Here is a 23,649-nt window from a genome sequence, read left to right as displayed (position 1 = left end):
GGGCAGGGCGGGGCGGGTGAAGGAGGTGATGTCCATGGGGCCTCGGAAGGATGGGGAGGGGCGTCGCCGTCCCTGTTCCTCCAGGCTGACGCCCGGACCTTCGCGGCCTTACACCTGCATTTTCAGGAGGGCGAGCAGGCGCAGTCCACGCACCCCTCCGCGCAGCAGTGACCGCACAGGTCCACCAGTTGTCGACCCAGGGCCTGACGGGCACGGTGCAGCCGCACGGCGGCGTTGTTGGCGGAGATGCCGGCCTCCTGGGCGAACGCGGCGACCGACATACCCTCCAGGTCGACGCGGCGTACGGCCTGGGCGTACTCGGGCTTGAGGGTGCCGGCGAGTCCCGCGACGCAGCCGCACACGGTGGCCTCCAGACCCGGGTCGTCCTCCGTGGACAGGGGCTGCTCGCGGCCCAGTGATTCCAACGCCGAGGATTCGCGCCGCATGCGCCGGTGCGCGTCCACCAGCGCGTTGCGCAGCAAGCGGTAGAACCAGGCCACCGCGCTCTGCTCTTCGCGCAGGGAACCGCCCTGTTCCATGCCCTTGACGAAGGCGGCCTGCAACACCTCGCGGGCTGCTTCCTGACTGCCCACGCGTGGGGTGAGGAACGCGAGGAAGGCATGGTGATGGCGCAGCAGGGTTTCGAGCGCTTCGGGCGACAGGCTCATGCGGTGGTCTCGTGCCCTTGGGTTTCGTGCCCGTGCATGGCCACGAGATAGCCCGTGGGTCGCGGAAGGTGCAACGCCGCACAGCGAGGCGTCGCCTTGTCGGAGCAGGGGGCTGCCATGCCGCATGCTTCCGAACGATGAGGCACAGGGAGCGGACAATGCGCGCGGACGTCGTGGTGTTGTGCCTGGCGCTCGTGGTCGCTGGATGCGCTGGGGTGGAGACGCCGTCTGGGAGAGGAGGCTCGCGGGTGCTCCGGCAGCGCGCGGCCTACGCCTCGGACGGCTCCAGCGAAGGACGACGGAGCGCCGAGGCGGAAGACGAGGACCCCGAGCAACCGCGTCGCGGTCAGCCGGTGCGCCTGCCGAGCGGGACGGTCATTCTTGGCAACCGTCCCGGTGCGCTGTCGCGGCAGGCGCTGGAGTTGGGTCTGCTGGACGTGGATGCCTTCGAGAAGCTGCTGGTGCGAGCGGGGCTGGAGGACGTGGATGACCTGCCTGCCCGCCGCAATCCCTTCACGCCCGAGGACGCGGTCGAGGTGCTGGGGCGGTTGATGGAGAAGCCGGTGTCGCTGCGCTCCCTCCCGCCGCGCATGGCGGCGGGCTTCCTGCTGCGCGAGGTGCTGGAGCGAGGTGAGGTCTCCCGTGAGGAGATGGTGCGCCGGGTGGCGCGCTTCGCCCGCGAGCAGGTGGCGGTGCTGCGGCCAGACGGCTACCTGGCGTGGGCGCTCGACGGGAGCACGCAGCAGAAGGTGGCGCCTGTTGCATGGAAGGACGGGGCGTTCCGAGCAGGCTCCTTCGAGTTGGGGCACTTCTACAGCGGACGGGGAGGTGTCTTCCGCCACGTGGATGCACAACTGAGAGCCTCGGACTGGAGGCCCCTGGCCGAGGTGTACGACGACGCGGACGTCATCAACCGCTCGTTGGATGGCGCGGAGGATGCGTTCGTGGGGCTGTACCACGCACTGGGGCAGGTGCTCTCCCGTCCGACGGACAGCATCGCGGGATTGAGACACCTTCCTGCGGGCGTGGTGGCGCTCATCGCGTCGTCGCCCGAGTACTGGGAGCGGTTTCAACTCATGACGGCGGGGGAGCAGATACGGGAGGTGGCGCGGCTGGCGACGAATGTCCTCGTCACCTGGGGTGCGGCATCCGCCACGACTCGCACCGTGACGGGAATGATGGCGGGCGCGGAGGCCACGGTGCCGGTGCTCTCCTTGTCGGCGGAGGGTGCACTGGTGCTGGAGCGCATCGTGGTGCCGGTGGGACGCACGGCGGCGGTGTTGAGCAGCGGGCCTGGGGCCGCCATCGTCCTTCAGCGCGCCCACACGGCCTCTCCTGGTGCCGCCCCTTCTTCGGGGCCCGGCAAGTGGGGACCCGCCAGGGAGTCGATGTCCGAACGCGCCCGGCGCTATCAGGAGCAGATTTCAGGGCGCTCGGCCGATGAGGCCTACTGGGTCGGAGAGGTGAAGTTCGACGGCTTCAAGGACGGCGTGTTGCTGGAAGCCAAGGGGCCGGGCTATGCGAACAAGTTCCTCGACGACCTTGATCCCAAGGATTGGTTCAAGCATTCGGGAGCTGTCGAGATGGTCAAGCAGGCCAATCGGCAGCTCGCGAGGGTGAAGGGAACCGGCATCCCCATCGAATGGCACATCGCCGAGAAGAAGGTCGCCGAGGCCATTCGAAAGCTGTTCCAGGAAAACAAGATCAAGGAGATTGCCGTCATCCACACGCCCGCGCAGTGAGGAGAGTCCCGTGACCGATAATCCCGAATCACAGGCCCAGCCTGAGACCTACTATGCCGGTGCGTACTGGGGGCCTCGTCAAGAGTCGCCGGAGGCGTGTGCAGGGCGCACGGCGGACTTCCTCAACCGGATTGCTTTGTACGACCCGTTCCTCGCCCATTGGTACAAGCCGGCCCGGTCGCGCAAGGATGCGCGCAAATACCCGCTCATGCCGCCCGACGTGTCCTCCCTCGCCGCGTCGTTCCAACGCGGCGCCAATCGGGAGAGAGGGGGGCCTGTCATCGAGCCGTTGGGCTACACCTTCTGGTTTGGCAACGGCGGCGGGGACTACGACAGCGCGGATCTGCGAATCCTTTGTGGTTGCTACGATGAGGCTGTTCTCAACTCCTGCGTGTTGAAGTTGCCGACGTTGGGGCGTGGCGCGAATGCGGAGCGGGTGCTCACCGCCCCGGTGCTGACGGGGGCGGTACGAAGCATGGCGTTGGCCTGGGAACCCGACTGGGCGTTCGCTACGTCACACGCCTACGAGCTTCAGTCCCAGGAGCCCGATTCAGCGGCGTTCTCCCTGGGCTGGATCACCTATCTCTCGCGCCGCCTGGGCACCGTGCCGCCGCTGCCCGCCCCCGTGCGCATCGAATCCGTCGAGGACAAGGGCACACTGATCATTCTCACCCCCGAGCGATTCACCGTCAGTAACCGGGAGCATGTCGCGCTGGCCAAGCACGTCCAAAGGCTCTTGGACACAGCAGGACTGCTGAGGCCCCGTCCCCCGTGAGCCTCGGGACGCGGATTCGCGAGGAGACCTACTTTGCTGGCGCGTACTGGGGCGCCCGGAAGGAGTCCTCGGAACAATGTGCTCGACGGGCAGGGAGCCTGTTCGCCGTCCTCCCGAGCATCGACCCGTCATTCACCCAGTGGTTCCAGCAAGGCAGATCGCGCAAGGACGCACTGAAACGACCCATCGCGCCCACCCACGCCGGGTTGGAGAAGCTCATTCTCAAAGGGAAGGACCGGGTGGTCGAGGACCTGGGATTCCGCTTCGGTGCGTGGAACGGGGCGCCCGACGACTCCGACGGCAGTTCGTTCAACGTGACGTGCGGCAGCTACAGCGAGCGGGTGAGCAACACTTGTGTGTTCAACCTCCCCCATCGAGGACCCACTGCGGACCGGGTGTTGACGGCGCATGTCCTCGCCGGACTCGTGAGGGTCCTGGCGACTTCCTGGGAGCCGGACTTCGCGACAGTCATGTCGTCGCCGCACCTCCAGTCTGCCGAGACAGGTGACCCTTCTTCGAGCTGGATCGGCTGGATCACCTATCTCTCGAGCCAGCGGGGCACCGTGCCCCCGCTGCCAGCCCCCGTGCGCATCGAGCCCGTCGACGACCGGGGCACGTTGATCATCCTGACCCCGGAGCGCTTCACCGTGGGCAACCCGGAGCACCTCGCGCTGGCCGAGCGCGTGCGGGGGCTCCTGGACAACGCAGGACTGCTGAAGCCCCTTACCCTTTGAGCGTAGCAATACGGACGCATGAGACCTCCGCGAAGGGCTCGACGCGCCATGACAATTCGTTACCTCTTCGGAAGGTGAGTGCGAACATCGTTGTCGCCTGCCTCCGAGGGAGAGGGCTGGAGTAGACGATGCGCGCGGACGTCGTGGTGTTGTGCCTGGCGCTCGTGGTCGCTGGATGCGCTGGGGTGGAGACGCCGTCTGGGAGAGGAGGCTCGCGGGTGCTCCGGCAGCGCGCGGCCTACGCCTCGGACGGCTCCAGCGAAGGACGACGGAGCGCCGAGGCGGAAGACGAGGACCCCGAGCAACCGCGTCGGGGTCAGCCGGTGCGCCTGCCGAGCGGGACGGTCATTCTTGGCAACCGTCCCGGTGCGCTGTCGCGGCAGGCCCTGGAGTTGGGTCTGCTGGACGTGGACGCGTTCGAGAAGTTGCTGGTGCGAGCGGGGCTGGAGGATGTGGACGACCTGCCTGTCCGCCGCAATCCCTTCACGCCCGAGGACGCGGTCGAGGTGCTGGGGCGGTTGATGGAGAAGCCGGTGTCGCTGCGCTCCCTCCCGCCGCGCATGGCGGCGGGCTTCCTGCTGCGCGAGGTGCTGGAGCGAGGTGAGGTCTCCCGTGAGGAGATGGTGCGCCGGGTGGCGCGCTTCGCCCGCGAGCAGGTGGCGGTGCTGCGGCCAGACGGCTACCTGGCGTGGGCGCTCGACGGGAGCACGCAGCAGAAGGTGGCGCCTGTTGCATGGAAGGACGGGGCGTTCCGAGCAGGCTCCTTCGAGTTGGGGCACTTCTACAGCGGACGGGGAGGTGTCTTCCGCCACGTGGATGCACAACTGAGAGCCTCGGACTGGAGGCCCCTGGCTGAGGTGTACGACGACGCGGACGTCATCAACCGCTCGTTGGATGGCGCGGAGGATGCGTTCGTGGGGCTGTACCACGCAGTGGGACAGGTGCTCTCCCGTCCGACGGACAGCATCGCGGGGTTGAGACACCTTCCTGCGGGCGTGGTGGCGCTCATCGCGTCGTCGCCCGAGTACTGGGAGCGGTTTCAACTCATGACGGCGGGGGAGCAGATACGCGAGGTGGCGCGGCTGGCGACGAATGTCCTCGTCACCTGGGGTGCGGCATCCGCCACGACTCGCACCGTGACGGGAATGATGGCGGGCGCGGAGGCCACGGTGCCGGTGCTCTCCTTGTCGGCGGAGGGTGCACTGGTGCTGGAGCGCATCGTGGTGCCGGTGGGACGCACGGCGGCGGTGTTGAGCAGTGGGCCCGGGGCGGCCATCGTCCTTCAGCGCGCCCACACGGCCTCTCCTGGTGCCGCTCCTTCGGCGGGGCCCGGCAAGTGGGGACCCGCCAGGGAGTCGATGTCCGAACGCGCCCGGCGCTACCAGGAACAGATTTCAGGGCGCTCGGCCGATGAGGCCTACTGGGTCGGAGAGGTGAAGTTCGACGGCTACAAGGACGGTGTGCTTCTGGAGGCCAAGGGGCCGGGCTATGCGAACAAGTTCCTCGACAACCTCACGCCCAAGGTCTGGTTCGAGAGGTCGGGAGCGAAGGGGCTCGTCGAGCAGGCGCAGCGACAGAGCCGTGCCTCCCACGGAACAGCAACCCCGGTGCGGTGGCATGTCGCGGAGCAGAAGACGGCCGAAGCGATCCGGGATCTTCTGCGGGGGAGGGGCATCACGGAAATTGAAGTTGTCTTCACTCCTCCACTACCTTGAGGCGAGGTCGCACATGATCGAAACCATCTACGCGGGTTCCTACTGGGGAGCGCGAAAGGAGTCTGCGGAGGAATGTGCTCTCCGGATGGAACGCCTCTTCGCGGAGCTCGCCAACGTCGACCCCTGTTTCGCCCAATGGTTCCAGCAGGGCAGGTCGCGGAAGGCTGCGCTCCAACGACCCATCGAGCCCAAGGCGTCTGCCCTCGAGCCGCTGATTCGTCGAGGCAGGGACCGTGTGTTCGAGGACCTTGGATTCAGGATCAGCGGCTGGAATGGCGTGGGCGATGACCATGGCGCCAGCGGCTTCGAGGTCACCTGCGGTGGCTACTCCCACGCCGTGAACAACTTCTGTGTCTTCAACCTCCCCAGCCTTGGCAGTCACGCGGAGCAAGTTTTGACCGCGCCCGTCATCGGCGGGCTCGTTCGGAGCATGGCGATTGCCTGGGAACCGGAGTGGGCGATCGCGACCTCCCCGGCTCACCGAAACCTGGTGACCGACAGCCCCAAGCCTGGAACCTTTGTCGGCTGGGTGATGTACCTCGCCCGAGCCCGGGGCACCGTGCCCCCGCTTCCCGCCCCCGTGCGCATCGAACCCGTCGAGGACCGGGGCACGTTGATCATCCTTACGCCGGAGCGCTTCACCGTGGGCAACCCGGAGCACCTCGCGCTGGCTGAGCGCGTGCGGGGGCTCCTGGCCAACGCAGGCCTGATGACGCCCCTCGCTCCCTGAGCGCTGGCCACGCTCTCACGCGGTGGCCTTGCGCGCCGCCCGGCGGGCCGCGAGGCGTTCCTGCAGGCCGTGCACCAACGCGTAGAACGTGGGCAGCGCCAGCAGCGTGAAGAGGGTGGACGTCACGAGCCCTCCCACCATCACCACCGCCAGCGGCCTTTCGATCTCCGTGCCATGCAGCGGCAGCACCAGCAGGGGCAACAGGCCGAGGATCGCCGTGCCCGCCGTCATCAGCTTGGGCCTCACCCGGCCGAGGCTCGCTTCGCGCACCGCCTCCGGGAAGGGCTTGCCCCGGGCGAGCAGGTCCTTCGTCTGTGACACGAGCACCAGCCCGTTCTGTACCGCGATGCCGAACAGGCCGATGAGCCCCACCAGACTGGACACGTTCCAGGTCTCCCCCGCGATGAGCAACGCGAGGATGCCGCCCACGAACGCGTCCGGCAGCGTCGCCAGGATGACCAGCGCCTCCGCCACCGAATCCAACGCGAGGTACAACAGGATGAACACCGCCAGCAGCGCCACCGCGATCGCCATCGTCAACGACTGCGCCGCGCGCTCCTGGCTCTCCACCTTGCCGCCCACGTCCACGAAGTAGCCCGTGGGCAGCTTCAACTGCGTGGCCAGCACCTCGCGCAGCTCCTTCGCCGTGCCGCCCAGGTCGCGGCCGGACACCCCCGCCTCCACCGCGATGCGCCGGCTGCCCGCCTCCCGCCGCACGCTGCCCGCGCCGAACGTCTCTTCAATCGTCGCCAACTGTCCCAGCGGGATGCGCGTGCCATCGTGCCCGTCCACCAGCAGGTTGCGCAGCGCGTTCACGTCGCCCCGGCGGTGATCCGCCAGCTTCAACACCAGGTCGTACCGGCGCTGGCCCTTCCAGATCTGCGCGGCGTCCTCGCCCACCAGCCCCACGCGGATCGCCTTGATGACGTCCCCCGGCGTCAGGCCCACCCGCGCCACCGCGGCGCGGTTCACCTGGATGCGCAGCTGGGGCAGCCCACTCAGCTTCTCCACCCGCAGGTCCTCCAGCCCCTCCACCTTCGCCATCAACACCCGCGTGCGCTCCGCGAGCGCCGCCAGCGTGTCCAGGTCCGGCCCGAAGATGCGCACCGACAGGTCCGCCGGACTGCCGCCCAACCCCTCGTCGATGCGCATTCCCAGCGGCGTGGTGAAGAGCGCGGACACGCCCGGCACCTTCTCCACCGCCTCGCGCATCCGCGCCTCCAACGCCTCCCGCCCCCCCACGACGTCCTTCTTCAGCACCACCAGCACGTCGGAGAGCGTGTGCGGCATCGGGTCCTCCGTGCGCTCGGCGCGGCCGGTGCGGCGCACCACGTCCTCCACCTCCGGGAACTCGCGCAGCACGTCCTCCACCCGGTGGTTGAGCCGGTCCACCTCCTCCAGCGACGCCTCCGGTGGCAACACTGTCTGGAGCAGGAACGCGCCTTCATCCAGCCTCGGCATGAAGTCACTGCCCACCATGAACGCCAGCCCCAACGCGGGCACGGTGATCGCCAGCGCCACCACGCGCACCAGCCCCGCGCGGCGCATGCACGCCTCCAACAGCGGCGCGTACACGGCCTTCGCCTTGCGGATGAGCCACACGTCCTCCGGTGCGTCCTCGCGCGGCGCTCGCAAGAGGAGCCCCGACACCACCGGCACCAGCGTGAGCGCCAGCGCGAGCGACGCGGCCAGGCACGCCACCACCGCCGCCGCGAGCGGCTGGTACATGCGGCCCTCGATGCCCGTCATCGCGAACAACGGAATGAACACCGACACGACGATGAGCGTGGCGAAGGCGATGGGCCGGCCCACCTCCAGCGCCGCGTGCAGGGCCTCGTCGCGCACCGAACGGCGCCCCTTGCCCTCGCGCAGGTCGTGGATGACGTTCTCCACGACGATGATCGCCGCGTCCACCAGCAGGCCCACCGCGATGGCCAGCCCTCCCAGCGTCATCGTGTTCAACCCGATGCCCGCCGCCTTCAGGAGCAGCCCCGCCAGCGCCAGCGACAGGGGCAGGGTGAGCGTGACGATGAGCGCCGCCCTCCAGTCCCCCAGCATGAGGAAGAGCACCAGCACCACCAGGAACGCGCCCAGCAGGATGGCCCGGCCCACGCCTCCCAGCGCGGAGCCCACCAGCTCCGACTGATCGTAGACGACGCGCAGCGCGACGCCCGGCGGCAGCGAGCGGCGCAGCTCGTCGATGGCCGCGCGCACCCCCTCCGTCACCCGCACCGTGTCCGCGCCGAACTGCTTGCTCACGCGGCAGCTCACCACCTCGCCCTTGAGCCGGTGGGCCATGCCCCGCCGCAGGGCCGGGGCCTCGCGCACGTCCGCCACGTCCCCCAGCAGCACCGGCGTGCCGTCGCGCAGCGCGACCACGGTGTTGTTCAGGTCCTCCACCGACTCCGCGCGGCCCAGCGCGCGCACGGTCCACTCCATGGGGCCCTGCACCACGAAGCCCCCGGAAGCGTTGACGCTGGCGCCCTCCAGGCCGTGCTGCACCTCGTTGAGCGTGATGCCTCGCGCCACGAGCTGATCCGGATCCAACAACACCTGGAACTGGCGCAGGTAGCCGCCCAGCCGCTCCACGCCCGCGACCCCGGGCACCGCGAGCAGCCGGTTCTTGATGTCGAACTCCGCCAGGTCCCGGAGCGCCATCAGGTCCGCGCTGCCGGGCTCCGCCTCCAGCGTGAACTCGAAGACCTCATTGAGGCGGCCCGTGAGGCTGGACACGAGCGGCGCGTCGGTGCCCGGGGGCAGCTCTCCTTCCGCCTGGGCCACGCGCTCCACCACGTACTGACGGCTGCGGAAGTAGTCCGCGTCCGGTTCGAACTCGACCGTCACCTGCGTGACGCCCAACTGCGACGTGGACCGGATGCGGCGCACCTCCGGCAGGCCCGCCAGTGCCACCTCCATGGGGATGGCCACCGCCGTCTCCAGCTCCTCCGCGCCCATGGCCGGGTTCTGCACGATGATGTTGAAGATGGGCGCGGACAGGTCCGGGAAGACGTCCTGCCGCAGGTTCTTGAGCGCCACCGCGCCAAACGCCGCCAGCGCCAGGATGAGCACCACCGTCAGGCCGGGCCTCGCGAAGGACGCCGTGAGGATGCGCCCCGGCAGCGACGCGCGCGGATCAGTGGCCATGTTCGTCGCCCCCGCCCTTGGACTTCTCCACCTCGGCCTTGAGCAGGAAGGCGCCCTCCACCACCACCTGCTCTCCGACGGCGAGCCCCGACAGCACCTCCACCAGCGAGCCCACGCTGCGCCCCCGGCCCACCTCGCGCTGCTCGAAGACCCCGGGCTCCTCGGTCGGAATGAAGGCCACCCAGCCGTTCTCCACCCGCTGGAGCGCCGCCGCTGGCACCGCCGTGAGCGTGGCGTTCGAGTCCCCCAACGGCACGGACGCCGTCGCGGACATGCCCGGACGCAACAGCCCCTTGCCGTTGTCCAGCTCCAGGCGGACGGGAATGGTCCGGCTGGACGGGTCCACCCGCTGGCCCACGTGGCCCACCTTCGCGGAGAACTCCTGGCCCGGGAACGCGGCGAAGGTGACGCGAGCCTCCGTGCCGTGCTTCAGGCGCACCGCGTCCCGTTCGAACGCGTGCACGATGAGCCACAGCGATGACAGGTCCCCGATGCGGAAGAGGGGCTGGGAGGGATCCGCCATCTGCCCCAGCCGCGCCGAGCGCTCGATGACCGTGCCGTCGATGGGGGCCTTGAGCACGAAGTTCGGGGTGCCGTCGCTGGACGCACCGCTCGCGCCCAGGGACAGCAGCGACGCCTTCGCCGCGGCGACCTCCGCCTCCGACGCGGCGGCCTCCGCTTCGGCGGCCTGTACGTCCTTGCGCGCGACGATGCGCTCGTCGGCCAGCGTTCGCTTGCGCTCGGCGGCCTGCCTCGCGGCGGTGGCCCGGGCCTGCGCGGCCTGGAGCTCCGCGCGGGCGCGGCCCAGCTCCGGACTCTGGAGATCCGCCAGCCGCTGGCCCTGCTTCACCGCCTGGCCCGTGGTGACGACGACGGCGGCCACCCGCGCGGGCACTGGCGTGGACACCTCCGCGTAGGCGTCCTCGCTGAAGGTCAGCTCCCCCAGCGCGGTGACGCTCTCCCCACCGGGGCGCGCCTCCACCCGGGCGGTGGTGACGCGCAGGTCCCGGAGCATCTCCTGGGGGACGTGCACATGGTGGCCGTCCTCGGGCTCGTCGTGGGTCTTCGACGGGGTTGCTTCGTCGTGTCCGTCCTCGTGGTCATCGTCGTGCCCGGCCTTGGAGGACTTGCAGGCGGTGAGGCCCACGACGAGGGCGGTCAGCAGCAGGAGGGTGGACTTCATGGCGTGACTCCCAGTTCCACGGCGTATTGGACGCGGGCGAGGGCGGTCTGGAGCAGGCTGTCGAGCCACTCCGTCCGCGCCTCCAGCGCATCGCGCCGGATCAGCATGAAGCCCGCGAGGTCCAGCTCTCCGGCGTCATAGGAGCGCCGGGCGAGCGATTCGTTGTCGGTGAGCAGCGGCAGCGCTTCCGCTTCCAGCAGCTCCAGTGCTTCCACGCGCGCGAAGTACCGCTCGCCCGCGGCGGAGCCCTGGTTCGACACGGTCAGCCGCGCGACCTTCAGCATGCTCTCGATGCGGCCCACATCGGCCTCTGCCGTGGCGCGCGCCTCCTGTCCCCTGGCGAAGACGGGCAGCGGCACGCTGAGCGTTGCCAGCAGCGCCGTTTCGTCCGCCTCGCGCTGGTAGCGCACGCCCACCGTCACGTCCGGGAGCACCTCGCGCCGGCCCAGGGTGGCGGTGGCCCGGGCCTGGGCCTGTTCCTCCTCCAGGGCCGTGAGGTCCGCGCGCTCCAGCGTCTTGCCCCCGGGCCTGGAGAGCGGCGCCAGCGCGAGGGTCCGCAGGTCCCCCTGGACGCCAGGGACCTCCGGGACGGTGGCCCCCAGCAGGGCGCGCAGCTCTCCCATCCAGGCCGTCACCTCGCCCCTGGCGATGGCCTGCTCCGCCCGCGCCCGGGCCCGGGCCACCCGCGCCACGTTGACGTCCACCACCGGCACGTCTCCGGCCTCGAAGCGGCGCTCGGTGGCGTGAACCGTCTCGGTCAATGCCACCACGACGGTGTCCGCCAGCTTCACGCGCTCCTGGGCGTGCAGGACGCGCAGGAAGCGGGCGGCCACCTCACCCAGGGCGAGCCGTTCCGCATCGCGCACCTGGGCTTCTTCGCGGGAGAGTCCGGCCCGCGCGGCGTCCCGGCGCAGGCCCTGCTGGCCTCCGATTTCGAGCGGCTGTGATAGCCCCACCGCGAGATCCATCCCGCGCTCTCCGGTGACGAGCCGGCGCGGGCCCGCCTGCAGGTCGAGCTGCGGGTTGTTCCGGAGCAGCGGCGCGGCGCCGGCCACCTGACCCCGGGCGGCCTGGACGTGAGCGCGGGCTTCCAGCAGGGCGGGGGCCCGCTCCCGGGCCAGCGCCAGGGCGGCCTCAAGCGTGAGGAGTGGACCGGACAGCCGCTGTGGAGCGGCGCGCGCGCCGGGTGAAGACGCGCCAGCAGGGCACGTCGCGAGCAGGGCGGCGGCGAGCCCGAAGGCGGCCGTCGCGAAACGGATGGACACGGGGGAACCCCTGGAATGGCGGGCGCCGCGCGCCAGCGGTCCCGGACAGGGGCCGGGCACACCGGTGGCGGAGCGCGTGCGAACGGAAGACGGACGCGGGCCTAGGCCAGGGGGGCTATCGGGACGTGCAGGATGTCATCCGCGTCCGCGGACGACGGCTCGACGGCGTCGAGCGTGAAGCGGAGGGGACGGGGCGCTGAACTCACGAAGCCCGGCAGCGGAGCGGCGACGGCCAGGGGCTTCACGTGGCTGCAACAGGCGCAGTCCACGCAGGTGGGCGCGCACTGTCCATGGGCGTCGTCATCCGAGCACCCCGTGGCGCAGATCTCCGACGGCGCCGGTCCGAAGGCGTGCGCGAGGCCGCCTCCCACCGGAGCGAGGATCATCAGGCAGATGAAGAGCCAGAGTCGGAGCACCGGGCGGTCTTCTAGCACGCTCCGGCGCGACTTCACACGCGGTCAGGCACTGGAGCGCTCCGGAGGACGGCTTCCAGGAGCGCTCCGGCCACGGCCGCGTCTCAGGTCCCGATGCCCTTGCGCAGGCGGGCCCAGTCGAAGTTGGCCGCCGGGTCGTCCTTGCGGCCCTTGGGCACCGCGACGTCCTTGTGCCCGACGATGTTGCCCGCCGGCACCTTGTGCTCCTGCTTCAGGTAGCCCACGAGCTGCGTCAGGGCCTTGTACTGGGCATCCGTGAAGGCCGTCTTGCCGCTGCCGTCGTTGACGATCTCGATGCCGATGGAGCGCCCGTTCACATCCGTGGGCACGCCGTTCAGCTCGCCCTTGCCGGCGTGCCAGGCGCGCTTGTCGTCCCCGACGAGCTGGTAGATCTTCCCGTCCCGGTCCAGCATGTAGTGCGCCGACACCTTGCTCGCCGGGTCGCGCATCCACGCCATGTCACCCTTGCCGTTGTTCGTCCCGGTGTGGTGCAGGACGATGGCGTCGATGTCCGCGCCGTTGCGCGAGTCCGAGTTGGGAGACGGCGCGCTGATGACCGCCGGCTTGGTGAACTTCCCCGGCTGGGTGGGCGTCGTCGGGGTCGTGGGCGTCGTCGGCTTCGCGAGCGCCTTCTTCAGCGCCGCGGCCGTCTGCTCGCCGTAAAAACCGGTGGTGGGCAGCTTCTGATCCGCCTGGAACTTCTTCACCGCGCCTTCGGTCAGGGAACCGAAGGTGCCCGGGCCCGTGGCCGCCTGCGTCTTCGTCAGGTAGCCCAGCTTCACCAGGCCGTCCTGGAGCTGCTTCACCTTCGGGCCGCTGTCACCCTTCTTCAGGCCGGCGGGCGGCGCGGTGATCGCGGGGGCCGTGGCCGCCGCCCGCGAAGTCACGGTGGCGGTGACGCGGGAAGCGATGGAGCGGATGCTCATGATGTAAAATCCCGGTAAAAGTGAAGAGGGGTTGCTCTCGCGATTATCGCCCCGGGCTTCCGGAAGTTGTGTGTTTCGGATCCCACAATGAAAACAGCCCCGACGCCCGGCGTTCTTGCCGGGCATCGGGGCGGCGGGTGAGCGGCTTCCGCCTAGGGCTGGAAGAAGCTGGGCGGGAACGCGTCCGCCGGCTCGGTGTCGACAAAGGTCTTGTCGTCGAGCGTCACGGGCGTGCCCGTCTCGTTGGTCTGGTTCACGATGGTGTCCCGTACGAAGGTCGTGAACTCGATGGCCGTGGGGCCGGCGTCCGGGGTGCCGGAGTCGGGCGTGCCGGAGTCGGGCGTGCTTCCGCCGTCCGGCTTGTCGTCGTCGTCGTCGTCGCTGCATCCGGTGTAGGCCAGGGTGGCGCCCAGCGCGAGGATGCAGGCCATGGCTCTCAGGCTGCGCATGGCATCACGTCCCGTCGCCGTTGGCGCCCGCGTTGGGCGTCCGCAGGTAGGGGAAGGTGGCGTCGAACTGTGACGCATCCTGGAGCACGGCGTCGTGGAACGCGGTGTTGCGCGACGGGGCCTGGGTGTCGTCGGCCAGCAGGTAGCCCATGGCCACGCGCAGCTCGATGTCCACGACGTCGTCGCCGGGGCGACGGCCGTTGGGGAAGCCCGCCGGATCACACCCGGTGAGGGTCGTGTCCAGCTTGCCGTCCTTGAAGCAGCCCGCGGCACCCAGGTTGTTCTGGGTGGCCTTCGCGGTGGCCGGCAGCGCCATGTTCAGCCGCTGCATCTCCGCCGTTGAGCCGTTGGCGTTGACGCCGGTGACGCCGGTGAGGAACGCCGTCACCAGGTCCGTGCGCGGGAAGACGGTGGGCGCCTTCGTGCCGAAGAGCGTCTCCAGCAGGGCAGGCAGGGTGGGATTCGTCACGTAGGTGGCGAACTGGGCGTCGTCCTTGGGCTCGCTCGCGTTGAACTTGTCCTTGTCCGGCAGGCCGATGACGATCTCGTTCACCAGCGGCATGCCCAGGCGGCTGACCTGCTGCCACGCGCCGCCTTCACGCGAGGGCTTGGCGAACGTGGGCGACGGGTTGATGGCGCGCGCCTGGCGCACGCTCGCGGTCGTCCAGCCACCGATGACGTCCTGGGTGCCGGCCTTGAGGCAGGCGATGGGGACTTCCAGGGCCAGCGTGGTGATGTTGTTCCCCGCCAGCGGGTTGGTCACCGCGTTGCGGTTGGCCGCGTTGGTGATGGTGGCCCCGGGCGCGTTCACCAGGTCGAACACCGGACCCAGGTTGACCGCGAAGGACTCCTTGCGCTGACCGACGAACACCTTGCCCGGGGTGGCACAGTCCGGGATGTTCACCGAATAGATGTGCTCCTTCGCGTAGGCCTCGTACGCGGCGGGCAGGCCCAGCGACTTGGTGCCGATGTAGTCCGTGGGCTTGCGGAACGTGGGGGAACCGCCCGCCGCGTTGGTCACGTCCTTGGCGGTGCCGGTGCGGCGGTCGCCGCGGACCACCTTGAGCGTGAAGGACTCCTGCACGTTCAGGCTGGACTGGTCCGCCGTGGTGATGGGACCCACGTTGAAGAGCGGCACGGCGACCGTCTTCGCCTGGGCGCCGGTGCCGATGGTCAGCGTCGCGCCGTTGTTGGCGTTGGCCAGCGTGTTGGTGAAGCGGAACTGGAAGGTGAGGTCCTCCTCCCCGTTCCCGTTGTTGTCGATGTGGATCTCGTACAGCGCTTCCGAATCCAGGGTGAAGAAGTTGGGACCGCCGTACGGCTCCTGGAAGGGGATGTAGTTGGCGATCAACGTGACGAAGTCCGCGCGGTCCGCCTCATAGCTGCGGAACATGTAGAAGTCGGTCGCGTCGACCTTGGGTGACTTCGTGATGAAAGGTGCTTCCCGGTGACTCGACGCCATGGCGCCAGACGCGCCCAGCGTGGTCGCGACGGTAAGCACCGCCGCGAGCTTCTTCGCTCTCATCTGAACCTCCTGCTGCGTGGGATGTGTTTGCTGGAGTCCCCGGGTGTCTTGCAGGAGCAGGACATACCTCCGGGTCATGGCAATACGCTGCTGGGATTCGCGTGGATTTCCGGAGCGGACGGAAGGCCTGCCCCGGAGGGCAGGGGCGTCAGGTGAAGGACACGCCCACGCCGAACGCGCGCTCCGCGAACCACGCGCACGCCACCAGCGCGATGACCGCGGAGCCGCCCACGAGCAGCGCCCGGCGATACACGGGCGTGCCGCGCAGCAGGTACGCCAGGGGCAGGAAGACGGCCACGCACGCGAGCTGGCCCAGCTCCACGCCCACGTTGAAGCCGAACAGCGTCACCGCGAGGCTGCCCGCGGGCAGCTCCAGATCCGCCAGCACCGACGCGAAGCCGAAGCCGTGCAGGAGCCCCAGCGCGAACGCCGCCATCCAGCGGGTGCGATCCATCAACGGGAAGACATTGTTGAGCGCGGCGACGATGACGCTGGCCGCGATGGCGGACTCCACCAGGCGCGACGGCAGCGACACCCAGCCCAGGGACGCGGCGCTCAGGGTGAGTGAATGGGCCAGCGTGAAGGCGGACACCACCTTCACCACGTCCTTCACCGCCGAAGCGAAGTCCGTCACCGGCACCCACCGGCCCGTCGCGCTGTCGCGCCGCAGCACGGACGGCAGCAGCAGCGCCAGGAGGAAGAGCAGGTGATCCACGCCGGCCCAGATGTGTTCGACGCCGGAGTGCACCATCTGCCCGAAGCGTCGCCAGGGGGACAGGCCCTCCAGGGACACCCGGGCGGTGTGACGCGTGGCGGAGAGGATCAGCGGTTCGCCCGCGCCATCGCTGCCCACCCGCACGATGCCCCGGTGCTGCGGGTCGCGGTCGAAGAGCAGCGAATAGTCCACGTCCAGCGCCACGGGCACAGCCGGGCACGCGGCGGTGAAGCCGACGACGGCATAGGCCCCGTCGGAGTGGCGCACCACCCGGAGCGCGGAGTCGGGGGACAGGGGACAGCCAGCGCCTTGCGCGGACAGCTTCAGCCGGGCGAGCGCGTAGCCCGCGACGTCCGCCTGCCGCGCGCGCAGCTCGCTCCAGGTGATGGCGCCGTCGCCGTCCGCGTCCAGGACGAGCACCTCCTCCAGGTCGCGCAGGGCCACGTCCCAGCGTCCGGTGAAGCCGTCACCGGCGCGGTCCAGGTGCAGGTAGCTGTCGCTCGGCTTGTGGGCCAGCGCCGCCAGCGGCAGGAGGAGCACGGCCAGGGCCAGGGCCTTCATGGGGACGCCTTTCGCACGCGTTCGGCGAGCGCCATCAGGCCGGGGTCGTCCGCGCCGCTCGCTTCCAGGAAGCGCAGGGCGGGGGCGGCGGCCTCGGGGGTATGGTTCGCGAGCGCGGTCTCCATGAGGAGGCGCACGTCCCACGGTTCGTGCTGCACCTCCCAGTTCACCTGGGCGAGCTTCAGCGCCTTCGCGGCATCCTTCAGGACGTGGAGGGCGAAGCGGGCTTCCTCGCGCGCGTGCAGCGCGTCTCCCCGCAGGTGGCTGGCGGCGTGGCGCGAGCCCAGCTCGGCGGCGAGCGCGGCCGCCTCCGGCGTGCCCAGGGCCGCTTCCGCGAGCACCCGGCGCAAAAGCTGGTTGTCGTCCTGGCCGTGGTCCTTCACCAGGGCGATGACGTCGCGCGGCCGGTCCAGATCCAGCAACAGATCCGCGTAGGCGGCGCGCGTGTAGGCATCAGCCGGATCCAGGGAGAGCACGCGGGCGAAGAGCTTCGTGGCGCGGTCGGTGTCACCCGCGCGCGCGGTGGCCTCCGCCAGCGTGGACAGCGCCCACGCCTGCTCCTCCAGCCCGTGGGCTCCCCGGGCCAGGGCGGCGGACAGCAGCGTCTGGGCCTCCTTCGAGCGGCCCGCCAGACTCTTCACCTGCGCCTGACACACCGCGCCCGCCAGCGGCCCCGCCAGGGGCGCGAGCCTCGCGCAGCTCCTCGAGGCCTCCGCGTGTTCACCGCGCACGCCCAGCACGACGGCGCGTGTGAGCCAGGCCTGCGCGTCGTCGGGAGATTCGCGCACCAGGGCATCCAGGTCCGCCAGCGCGGCGGGAAACTCATGGCGGCCCTGGAGGATGGTGGCGCGCAAGAGGCGCACGCCGGGAGGCGGAGTGGCCGCGTCCCACCAGGGCGCGAGCGCGGCCTGCGCCCGGCCCAGGTAGCGCGGGTCCCCGGACGCGCGCCCCTCCTCGATGTCCAGCCGCGCCAGCCGCAGCGCCAGATCCAGTTGATCCGAGCGGGCGGCCAGGGCCCGGCGCAGCGCGGCGCGCTCCCGGGCCTTCGCATCCGTCGCGGTCGCCGGCACCTGCTCCAGCACCTCGCCGTCGGTGGCGGGGGTGAAGGGCACGCGCTCCGCCGAGGGCGTCTGGCCACAGCCGGCGAGGCCCAGCGACACCGCCAGGGTCAGCCCGAGCGCGGTGCGCGAAACACCTTTCGACGACAGGAAGTGCGGACGCATGGGTGCAGGACTCTACGGAGCCCGAGCCCGGCCGGATGCCTGTGGGGGGAAGGAGTGTGTCGCGCGGCGGACGTCAGCTGCCGGTGGCGCGGCGCGGCGCCTCGCCCAAGCTCGCCGCGTCACCGTGCACCAGCGCGTACGGGTCCAGCGGATCCCCGCCCAGCCCCTCCAGCGTCACCCACGTGCCCAGCCCCATGCGCCGCGCGTACTCCAGCAGCATGCGCGTGACGACCTGATCCTCCAGCGCGTGGCCGGTGGAGTCGAACACCGTGTTGCGCTGACGCCAGCCCTGGAACTCCTCCGGCTGCTGCACCACGGTGGCCAGGTCTGGACCTATCTGATCCGGATGGAGCTGCTGACATTCGCCGTCCAGGCGCGCCTGGCTGGGAAGGTCCGGGCACACGAGGCTGCGGCGCAGCAGCGCCAGCGGCAGCTCCGTCTTGCCCGCCCGGTCCGCGCCCACCGCGTTGATGTGCGCATGCGGCTTGAGCGCGTGGCCGGAGATCACCGGCCCGGAGCCCGCGGCCACGGTGGTCGCGGTGCAGAGGATGTCCGAGCGGGCCTCCAGGTCCGCCAGCAGCGTGGGCCGCACGTCCAGCCCCAGGAACGCCACGCGCCGCACGAAGGAGCGCGCCGCGTCCGGATCCACGTCGTGCACCAGCACCTGCTCCAGCCGGAACACGCGGCTGAGCGCATGCAGCTGCGTGACGGCCTGCGCGCCACAGCCTACCAGTCCCAGCACCTTGCTGTCCGGCGACGCAAGACACCGGCTGGCCACGGCGGACGCGGCCCCCGTGCGCAGCGCGGTGGCGAACACGCCGTCCATCACCGCCATCAGGTGGCCCGTGCGCGCGTCGTACACGCTGTGCGTCGCGATGAGCGTCGGCAGCCCGGTGTCCAGCATGTTGGAGGGGCAGGAGCCCGCCACCTTCATCGTCATGCTCTCGCCCCGCCGCAGGACGGGCATCCAACCGAGCGCTCCCAGCGGACGCGCTTCATCCGAAAGCGAGAAGCCCTCCCGCTTGTGCACCTGCGTGACGGACGCATCCAGGTCCCGCAGCGCCACGGTGAGTGACTGGATGAGTTCATCCATCAAGGCGTGCAGGCCCACCCCTGCCACGATGGCGCGCAGGTCGGTGGGACTGATGAGGAGCGTGCGAGGGACCGGGGGCGTCATGTGTTCAGAATTTACGCCCCTGCCAGGAATTGCAACCTGACAGTTTTGAGCAGGAATTCCTCCTGCGCTGTGTCTTTTGAATACAGGTGCAGGGAACAAGGCAGCTCCCAGTCCCTGTTGGACGTGAGCGCTCGTCATCCAGCGGAGTCACAAAATTCACGCCCCTGTCTGCCACCCGAGCCCCTCCACCCCAACGCCCGAGTGACAAGCCCCGTGATGCCTCCTGGTCCCAGGAATTCCGTGCTCAGTGCCGTGTCCGACGTGCTTGCTGGAGTTCCACAGCCTCCCTCGAACGAGCTGCGCCGCGCGCGGGTGCTGCTGGTGGACGACGTGCCGGCGAACCTGCTCGCCCTGGAGGGCATCCTGGAGCCGCTGGGCCAGGAGCTGGTGTCGGTGCGCTCCGGCGACGAGGCGCTCAAGGCGCTGCTCCTGGACGAGTACGCCTGCGTGCTGATGGACGTGCAGATGCCAGGGTTGGATGGGCTGGAGACGGCGAAGCTGGTGCGCGCGAGGGAGCGCACGAAGCACCTGCCCATCCTCTTCATCACCGCGCTCAGCCGCGAGACGGCCTACGTCACCCGGGGCTACGAATACGGCGCGGTGGACTACCTGCTCAAGCCCGTGGATCCGGACATCCTGCGCGCGAAGGTGTCGGTGTTCGTGGAGCTGTACCTGCGCGGTGAGCAGCTGCGGCAGCAGGCGCTGGAGCTGGCCGAGCGGCGGCGCGTGGAGGAGCAGCTCCAGCGCGCGGCGGAGCTGGAGCAACAGATTGTCGGCATCGTGGGACACGACATCCGCTCCCCCCTGGCCGCCATCCTCACCACCGCGAGCCTTCAACTGGCGCGTGAGACGCTGCCGGAGGGCCAGCGCAAGGCCTTCGAGCGCGTGATCCGGGGCGGGGAGCGCATCCAGCGCATCGTGGAGCAGCTCCTGGACTTCACCCGCGCCCGCCTGGGCGGAGGCATCCCCGTGGTGCCGCGCCCGGGAGACCTGAACGAGCTGTGCTGCAAGGTGGCGGATGAGCTGCGCGCGGCGCGCCCCGACCGCACCGTGCTCTGCGAGTTCACCCACGACAGCCTGCCGGGCGCGTGGGACCTGGACCGGCTGGCGCAGGTGCTGGCCAACCTGGTGGACAACGCGCTCAAGTACAGCCCCAGCGACAGCCCGGTGCGCATCCGCACGTCCGAACAGGGCGAGGACACCGTCCACGTGGAGGTGCACAACGGCGGGGCCCCCATCCCCACGCACCTGCGCTCCACGCTGTTCCAGCCCTTCCGCCGGGGCGTCGACACCGAGGGCCGCGAGAGCCTGGGCCTGGGGCTCTACATCGCGCACAGCATCGTGGAGGCCCATGGGGGAACCCTCCGGGTCGAATCCACCCTGGAGGCGGGCACGACCTTCTTCCTGTGTCTGCCGCGTCAATCCCAGCAGGACGGGCGCCACCTCTCCGCCTGCGCGGATGCCACGCTCGCGGAAACGCTGACAGGCTGAAAACACAAGTCCCGTCGCGTCAGGAGGATATTGCAGTGCCGGCTGATTACTTCAGTCAAAGGCATACAACTATCCGCCCTGATCAAAACCTCTCAATCTCTCAGCGAAGCTCTGGGCAGTTTGCTACAATGCCAGACGTCCGGGAGGTGAGGTGCCACCGGACTTACATGTCCGCTTTGGGGAGGGTGCGAGACAATGACGACCGACAACTCGATGTGGATTCCCGTGGATGGAAACGACCCGATGAGGGCGTGGATCCGTCGTCCAGCATCCGGGAGTGGCCCGGCGTTGGTGGTGCTGATGGTGGAGGCGTTCGAGGGCAACGAACACCTCAAGCACATGGCCGAACACTTCGCGGAAGAGGGTTACGTGGTGGTCGCGCCGGACCTCGCGTCGCGGGGAGAGCCGGAGGAAGCGGACCTGAAGGCGGTGGTCGCCTACGCCCGTGCCCTGCCGGAGGTGACGGGCCTGAAGGGCAAGAAGCAGGTGGGCGCGCTGGGCTTCGGACTGGGCGGCACGCTGGCCGCGCAGCTCGCGGTGCACGGCCAGGTGGACTGCGCGGTGGCCTACTGCGCCCCGGGGATGGAGGACGTGCTCGCGGAAGCCGGGCCTGATGCGTCCCCGATGGTGCTCAACTTCGCGGAGTGGGACGGCTTCGTGCCCCCGTCCGCGGTGGCTCGCGTGCGCAAGCAGGTCACGCCCGACGTGGAGCTGTACGTGTACCCGGGCGTGCGGCATGGCTTCTTCCGCCAGGGGTCTCCGGCGTACCACCGGCCCTCGCAGATGATGGCCCACACCCGCACCATGGCCATCCTGCGCCGGACGATGGGTCCCCACTACGACCTGTCCGCGCTGTGGGACCGGCACACGGAGCTGGAGTTCGCCGTCCGGGACGCCGACGCGACGATGGCCACCATGGTGGCGCATCCGTACGTCAACAGCATCCCGGTGATGACGGGCGGCGTGGGGGCCAACTACCTGCACCGCTTCTACGAGAACCACTTCATCCACGCGAACCCGAAGGACACGAAGATGATCCCGCTGTCGCGCACCGTGGGTGCCGACCGCGTGGTGGACGAGTTCATCTTCTGCTTCACCCACGACATCGAGATGGACTGGATGCTCCCGGGCATCCCGCCCACGGGCAAGTACGTGGAGGTGCCGTTCGTCGCGGTGGTGAACTTCCGCGGCGACAAGCTCTACCACGAGCACATCTACTGGGATCAGGCGACGGTGCTGGTGCAGCTGGGGCTGCTCAACCCCCAGGGGCTGCCGGTGTCCGGCGCGGAGTCCGCGCGCAAGCTGCTGGATGAGCAGCTGCCGTCCAACACCCTGATGGAGAAGTGGGACGACAGCGCCCCCGCCAAGCGTCAGGCGGGCTGAAAAAGGGATGACGCCCGCGCCCCGGGGTGACGGCTACCCAGGGCGCGGTGTCTGACTTTCACGCGGGAAACGCGCGGGGCCATTGCGCGGGCTCGCTGGGGGTGTTCACAATAAGGCACCTCACTGGATAGTCCAGGGGGGCTTCGTTTCCCAGATTTCCCTCTGGAGTGGTCTCCGCGCGCTGGCGACAGCGTGGAAGGAGGCCGCCACCGACGCCCGGATGCGACTTTCCCTGTCCCAGAAGCTCTCGCTGGCGCCGCTCCTGGTGGCGCTGTTCTTCACGGTCCTCTTCTTCGGGTACCTCATCCCGCGCGTGTCCACCGCCTTCGAGGCGCAGGGCCGGGACGTGGGGGTGGCCATGCCCGCGGCGCTCGCCGCCACGCTGTCGGGGGCCATGGCCAACGGTCAGGCGGAGTCGCTCCAGGCGGTGCTGGAGCCGGTGGCCCGCAACGGGAAGGTGGCCTACGTGGCCGTCTTCGACGGGACGGGGCAGCTTCGCGCGGTGGCGGGGGAGTTTGGCCCGGCCATGCGGGAGCTGAGGGATCGGCTGGGCAAGGCCACGGGCGAGGCGACGTTCTACGTGCGCGACGCGGAGCTGATGGACCTGAGCTCGCGGATGGCGAACGGGGCGGGCAGCGTGCACGTGGGCTTCAACCGCACGGCGGCGCGCGCCCAGGTGAAGAGCATCACCACCGGCGTGAGCGTGGTGCTGGTGCTGGCGCTGGTGCTGTTCGTGGTGGTGGGCATCGTGCTGGCGCGGCGCATCGCGGGGCCGCTGGTGCAGCTGACGGAGGCGGCGCAGCGCATCGCGGAGCACGGCGACCTGCGTGAGATGGTCCGCATCGACTCCACGGACGAGGTGGGGCAGCTGGCGGGCGCCTTCACGCTGATGGTGACGAAGGTGAAGGACCTGCTCGTGCAGCTGCAGCAGTCGTCGGACATGCTCAAGGGGTCGGTGGACCACCTGAATGATTCGGCGGGCCGGCAGAACGAGATGGTGTCGCGCCATGCCGCCGCGCTGCAGGAGACGCAGGTGACGGCGCAGGAGATCCGCCAGACGTCGGTGGTGGCGTCGCGCGCGGCCGAAGCGGTCATCGACGTGGCGGAGCGCGCGGAGGCCCTGGGCAAGACGGGCGAGAGCGCCATCACGGACAGCATCGAGGGTCTGGTGGACCTGCGCTCGCAGGTGGAGCAGATCGCCGAGCGCATCATGGCGCTGGGCGAGCGCACCGAGCAGATCTCCGGCATCACGGAGACGGTGAAGGACCTGGCGGACCAGTCGCACCTGCTGGCGGTGAACGCGGCCATCGAGGCGGCGCGCTCCGGGGAGCACGGCAAGGGCTTCGCGGTGGTGGCCCGGGAGATCCGCGGGCTGGCGGACCAGTCCATCCGCGCCACCAACCAGGTGCGCGGCATCCTGGCGGACATCAGCACGGCCATCTTCGCCACGGTGGAGATCACCGCGGCGGGCACGCAGCGCATGGAGTCCGGGCTCGCGCAGGTGCGCACGTCCGGGGACACGCTGCGCCAGCTGTCCTCCATCGTGCGCGACAGCGTGGTGTCCGCCCGTCAGATCTCCCAGACCGTGAACCAGCAGGCCACCGGCATCGAGCAGATCTTCACCGCCGTGAACGAGCTCAACGCGGTGATGGGCGACACGGTGAAGCGCATCTCCACCACCAGCGAGTCCGCCGTGGCGCTCAAGATGCTGTCCGAGCGCGTGGCCGCGATGGTGAAGGACTACCGGCTGTAGGCCGGCCGCTCCTCAGGAGCGGAGGTCCGGGGCGCGGGCCTCGCGCAGCGCGGGGC

Annotated in this window: 19 protein-coding genes; 8 read left to right on the top strand and 11 right to left on the bottom strand. The window is 69.9% G+C overall.

All coding sequences use genetic code 11. The annotated features are described in order from the left end of the window. Positions 1-122: 122 nt before the first annotated feature. Entirely contained in the window at positions 123-668 is a 546-nt protein-coding gene (locus tag D7X74_RS22010; RefSeq protein WP_120534960.1) for an RNA polymerase sigma factor, read from the bottom strand. Between the two features lie 158 nt (positions 669-826). On the opposite strand from D7X74_RS22010, the gene D7X74_RS45065 reads away from it, so the two are divergent. The 5 genes from D7X74_RS45065 (at position 827) to D7X74_RS21985 (ending at position 6,364) form a co-directional block, all read left to right on the top strand. Beyond that, on the top strand, positions 827-2,410 hold the full coding sequence (locus D7X74_RS45065; RefSeq protein WP_120534959.1) for a Tox-REase-5 domain-containing protein: 1,584 nt from the start codon (positions 827-829) through the stop codon (positions 2,408-2,410). Positions 2,411-2,420: 10 nt separating this feature from the next. After that, complete coding sequence (locus D7X74_RS22000; RefSeq protein WP_120534958.1) at positions 2,421-3,185, top strand: immunity 52 family protein; 765 nt, start codon at positions 2,421-2,423, stop codon at positions 3,183-3,185. Further along, positions 3,182-3,919: an immunity 52 family protein gene (locus D7X74_RS21995; RefSeq protein ID WP_120534957.1), complete on the top strand. Its 738-nt coding sequence runs from the start codon at positions 3,182-3,184 to the stop codon at positions 3,917-3,919. Before D7X74_RS22000 ends, D7X74_RS21995 begins: the two co-directional genes overlap by 4 nt. Positions 3,920-4,047: 128 nt before the next feature. After that, the gene (locus D7X74_RS45060; RefSeq protein WP_120534956.1) at positions 4,048-5,634 is read left to right on the top strand and encodes a Tox-REase-5 domain-containing protein; all 1,587 of its coding nucleotides are present in this window, start codon (positions 4,048-4,050) and stop codon (positions 5,632-5,634) included. A 13-nt stretch (positions 5,635-5,647) separates the two neighbouring features. Further along, on the top strand, positions 5,648-6,364 hold the full coding sequence (locus D7X74_RS21985; RefSeq protein ID WP_120534955.1) for an immunity 52 family protein: 717 nt from the start codon (positions 5,648-5,650) through the stop codon (positions 6,362-6,364). Between the two features lie 15 nt (positions 6,365-6,379). Here the strand turns inward: D7X74_RS21985 and D7X74_RS21980 are convergent, their stop codons facing one another. The 10 genes from D7X74_RS21980 to D7X74_RS21935 all read right to left on the bottom strand — a co-directional run bounded on the left by D7X74_RS21980 (position 6,380) and on the right by D7X74_RS21935 (position 18,966). Next, positions 6,380-9,508 carry an efflux RND transporter permease subunit gene (locus tag D7X74_RS21980; protein WP_120534954.1) on the bottom strand — a complete coding sequence of 1,043 codons (3,129 nt, stop codon included), beginning with the start codon at positions 9,506-9,508 and terminating at the stop codon, positions 6,380-6,382. Beyond that, on the bottom strand, positions 9,498-10,691 hold the full coding sequence (locus tag D7X74_RS21975) for an efflux RND transporter periplasmic adaptor subunit (protein WP_120534953.1): 1,194 nt from the start codon (positions 10,689-10,691) through the stop codon (positions 9,498-9,500). The genes D7X74_RS21980 and D7X74_RS21975 overlap by 11 nt, the downstream gene beginning before the upstream one ends. Beyond that, positions 10,688-11,956, bottom strand: a complete 1,269-nt coding sequence (locus tag D7X74_RS21970) for a TolC family protein (protein WP_158622271.1) — start codon at positions 11,954-11,956, stop codon at positions 10,688-10,690. The genes D7X74_RS21975 and D7X74_RS21970 overlap by 4 nt, the downstream gene beginning before the upstream one ends. Before the next feature lie 101 nt (positions 11,957-12,057). Beyond that, positions 12,058-12,372 carry a hypothetical protein gene (locus D7X74_RS21965; RefSeq protein ID WP_120534951.1) on the bottom strand — a complete coding sequence of 105 codons (315 nt, stop codon included), beginning with the start codon at positions 12,370-12,372 and terminating at the stop codon, positions 12,058-12,060. A gap of 101 nt (positions 12,373-12,473) precedes the next feature. After that, on the bottom strand, positions 12,474-13,316 hold the full coding sequence (locus D7X74_RS21960; RefSeq protein ID WP_120534950.1) for an N-acetylmuramoyl-L-alanine amidase: 843 nt from the start codon (positions 13,314-13,316) through the stop codon (positions 12,474-12,476). Positions 13,317-13,468: 152 nt separating this feature from the next. Next, entirely contained in the window at positions 13,469-13,765 is a 297-nt protein-coding gene (locus D7X74_RS21955; RefSeq protein WP_147446644.1) for a hypothetical protein, read from the bottom strand. A gap of 4 nt (positions 13,766-13,769) precedes the next feature. Continuing rightward, positions 13,770-15,290 carry a DUF4331 domain-containing protein gene (locus tag D7X74_RS21950; protein WP_120534948.1) on the bottom strand — a complete coding sequence of 507 codons (1,521 nt, stop codon included), beginning with the start codon at positions 15,288-15,290 and terminating at the stop codon, positions 13,770-13,772. Between the two features lie 148 nt (positions 15,291-15,438). Next, entirely contained in the window at positions 15,439-16,566 is a 1,128-nt protein-coding gene (locus D7X74_RS21945) for a HupE/UreJ family protein (protein WP_120534947.1), read from the bottom strand. After that, positions 16,563-17,789: a tetratricopeptide repeat protein gene (locus tag D7X74_RS21940; protein WP_120534946.1), complete on the bottom strand. Its 1,227-nt coding sequence runs from the start codon at positions 17,787-17,789 to the stop codon at positions 16,563-16,565. The genes D7X74_RS21945 and D7X74_RS21940 overlap by 4 nt, the downstream gene beginning before the upstream one ends. A 73-nt stretch (positions 17,790-17,862) precedes the next feature. Further along, entirely contained in the window at positions 17,863-18,966 is a 1,104-nt protein-coding gene (locus tag D7X74_RS21935) for an ornithine cyclodeaminase family protein (protein ID WP_120534945.1), read from the bottom strand. Positions 18,967-19,206: 240 nt separating this feature from the next. Here D7X74_RS21935 and D7X74_RS21930 point away from each other — a divergent pair, with 240 nt between their 5' ends. The 3 genes from D7X74_RS21930 (at position 19,207) to D7X74_RS21920 (ending at position 23,593) form a co-directional block, all read left to right on the top strand. Continuing rightward, entirely contained in the window at positions 19,207-20,457 is a 1,251-nt protein-coding gene (locus tag D7X74_RS21930; protein WP_233595362.1) for an ATP-binding protein, read from the top strand. Between the two features lie 195 nt (positions 20,458-20,652). Further along, positions 20,653-21,840: an alpha/beta fold hydrolase gene (locus tag D7X74_RS21925; RefSeq protein WP_199741872.1), complete on the top strand. Its 1,188-nt coding sequence runs from the start codon at positions 20,653-20,655 to the stop codon at positions 21,838-21,840. A gap of 220 nt (positions 21,841-22,060) precedes the next feature. Beyond that, positions 22,061-23,593, top strand: coding sequence for a methyl-accepting chemotaxis protein (locus D7X74_RS21920; protein ID WP_120534944.1), 1,533 nt, complete (start codon positions 22,061-22,063; stop codon positions 23,591-23,593). Positions 23,594-23,649: the final 56 nt, after the last annotated feature.

Origin of the sequence: Corallococcus sp. CA047B, from assembly GCF_003612065.1 — a bacterium.
Taxonomy (GTDB): Bacteria; Myxococcota; Myxococcia; order Myxococcales; family Myxococcaceae; genus Corallococcus; species Corallococcus praedator.
The sequence above is the reverse complement of the archived record's forward strand: the minus strand, read 5'-3'. Positions and strand labels throughout refer to the sequence as shown.

What these genes read in the sequence shown, in the direction of transcription:
- D7X74_RS21950 (WP_120534948.1), bottom strand. Translation starts at nt 15,290, where the DNA reads ATGAGAGCGAAGAAGCTCGCGGCGGTGCTTACCGTCGCGACCACGCTG.
- D7X74_RS45065 (WP_120534959.1), top strand. Translation starts at nt 827, where the DNA reads ATGCGCGCGGACGTCGTGGTGTTGTGCCTGGCGCTCGTGGTCGCTGGA.
- D7X74_RS21925 (WP_199741872.1), top strand. Translation starts at nt 20,653, where the DNA reads ATGACGACCGACAACTCGATGTGGATTCCCGTGGATGGAAACGACCCG.
- D7X74_RS21945 (WP_120534947.1), bottom strand. Translation starts at nt 16,566, where the DNA reads ATGAAGGCCCTGGCCCTGGCCGTGCTCCTCCTGCCGCTGGCGGCGCTG.
- D7X74_RS21960 (WP_120534950.1), bottom strand. Translation starts at nt 13,316, where the DNA reads ATGAGCATCCGCTCCATCGCTTCCCGCGTCACCGCCACCGTGACTTCG.
- D7X74_RS21975 (WP_120534953.1), bottom strand. Translation starts at nt 10,691, where the DNA reads ATGAAGTCCACCCTCCTGCTGCTGACCGCCCTCGTCGTGGGCCTCACC.
- D7X74_RS21980 (WP_120534954.1), bottom strand. Translation starts at nt 9,508, where the DNA reads ATGGCCACTGATCCGCGCGCGTCGCTGCCGGGGCGCATCCTCACGGCG.
- D7X74_RS21935 (WP_120534945.1), bottom strand. Translation starts at nt 18,966, where the DNA reads ATGACGCCCCCGGTCCCTCGCACGCTCCTCATCAGTCCCACCGACCTG.
- D7X74_RS45060 (WP_120534956.1), top strand. Translation starts at nt 4,048, where the DNA reads ATGCGCGCGGACGTCGTGGTGTTGTGCCTGGCGCTCGTGGTCGCTGGA.
- D7X74_RS22010 (WP_120534960.1), bottom strand. Translation starts at nt 668, where the DNA reads ATGAGCCTGTCGCCCGAAGCGCTCGAAACCCTGCTGCGCCATCACCAT.
- D7X74_RS21955 (WP_147446644.1), bottom strand. Translation starts at nt 13,765, where the DNA reads ATGCGCAGCCTGAGAGCCATGGCCTGCATCCTCGCGCTGGGCGCCACC.
- D7X74_RS21920 (WP_120534944.1), top strand. Translation starts at nt 22,061, where the DNA reads ATGCGACTTTCCCTGTCCCAGAAGCTCTCGCTGGCGCCGCTCCTGGTG.
- D7X74_RS21940 (WP_120534946.1), bottom strand. Translation starts at nt 17,789, where the DNA reads ATGCGTCCGCACTTCCTGTCGTCGAAAGGTGTTTCGCGCACCGCGCTC.
- D7X74_RS21985 (WP_120534955.1), top strand. Translation starts at nt 5,648, where the DNA reads ATGATCGAAACCATCTACGCGGGTTCCTACTGGGGAGCGCGAAAGGAG.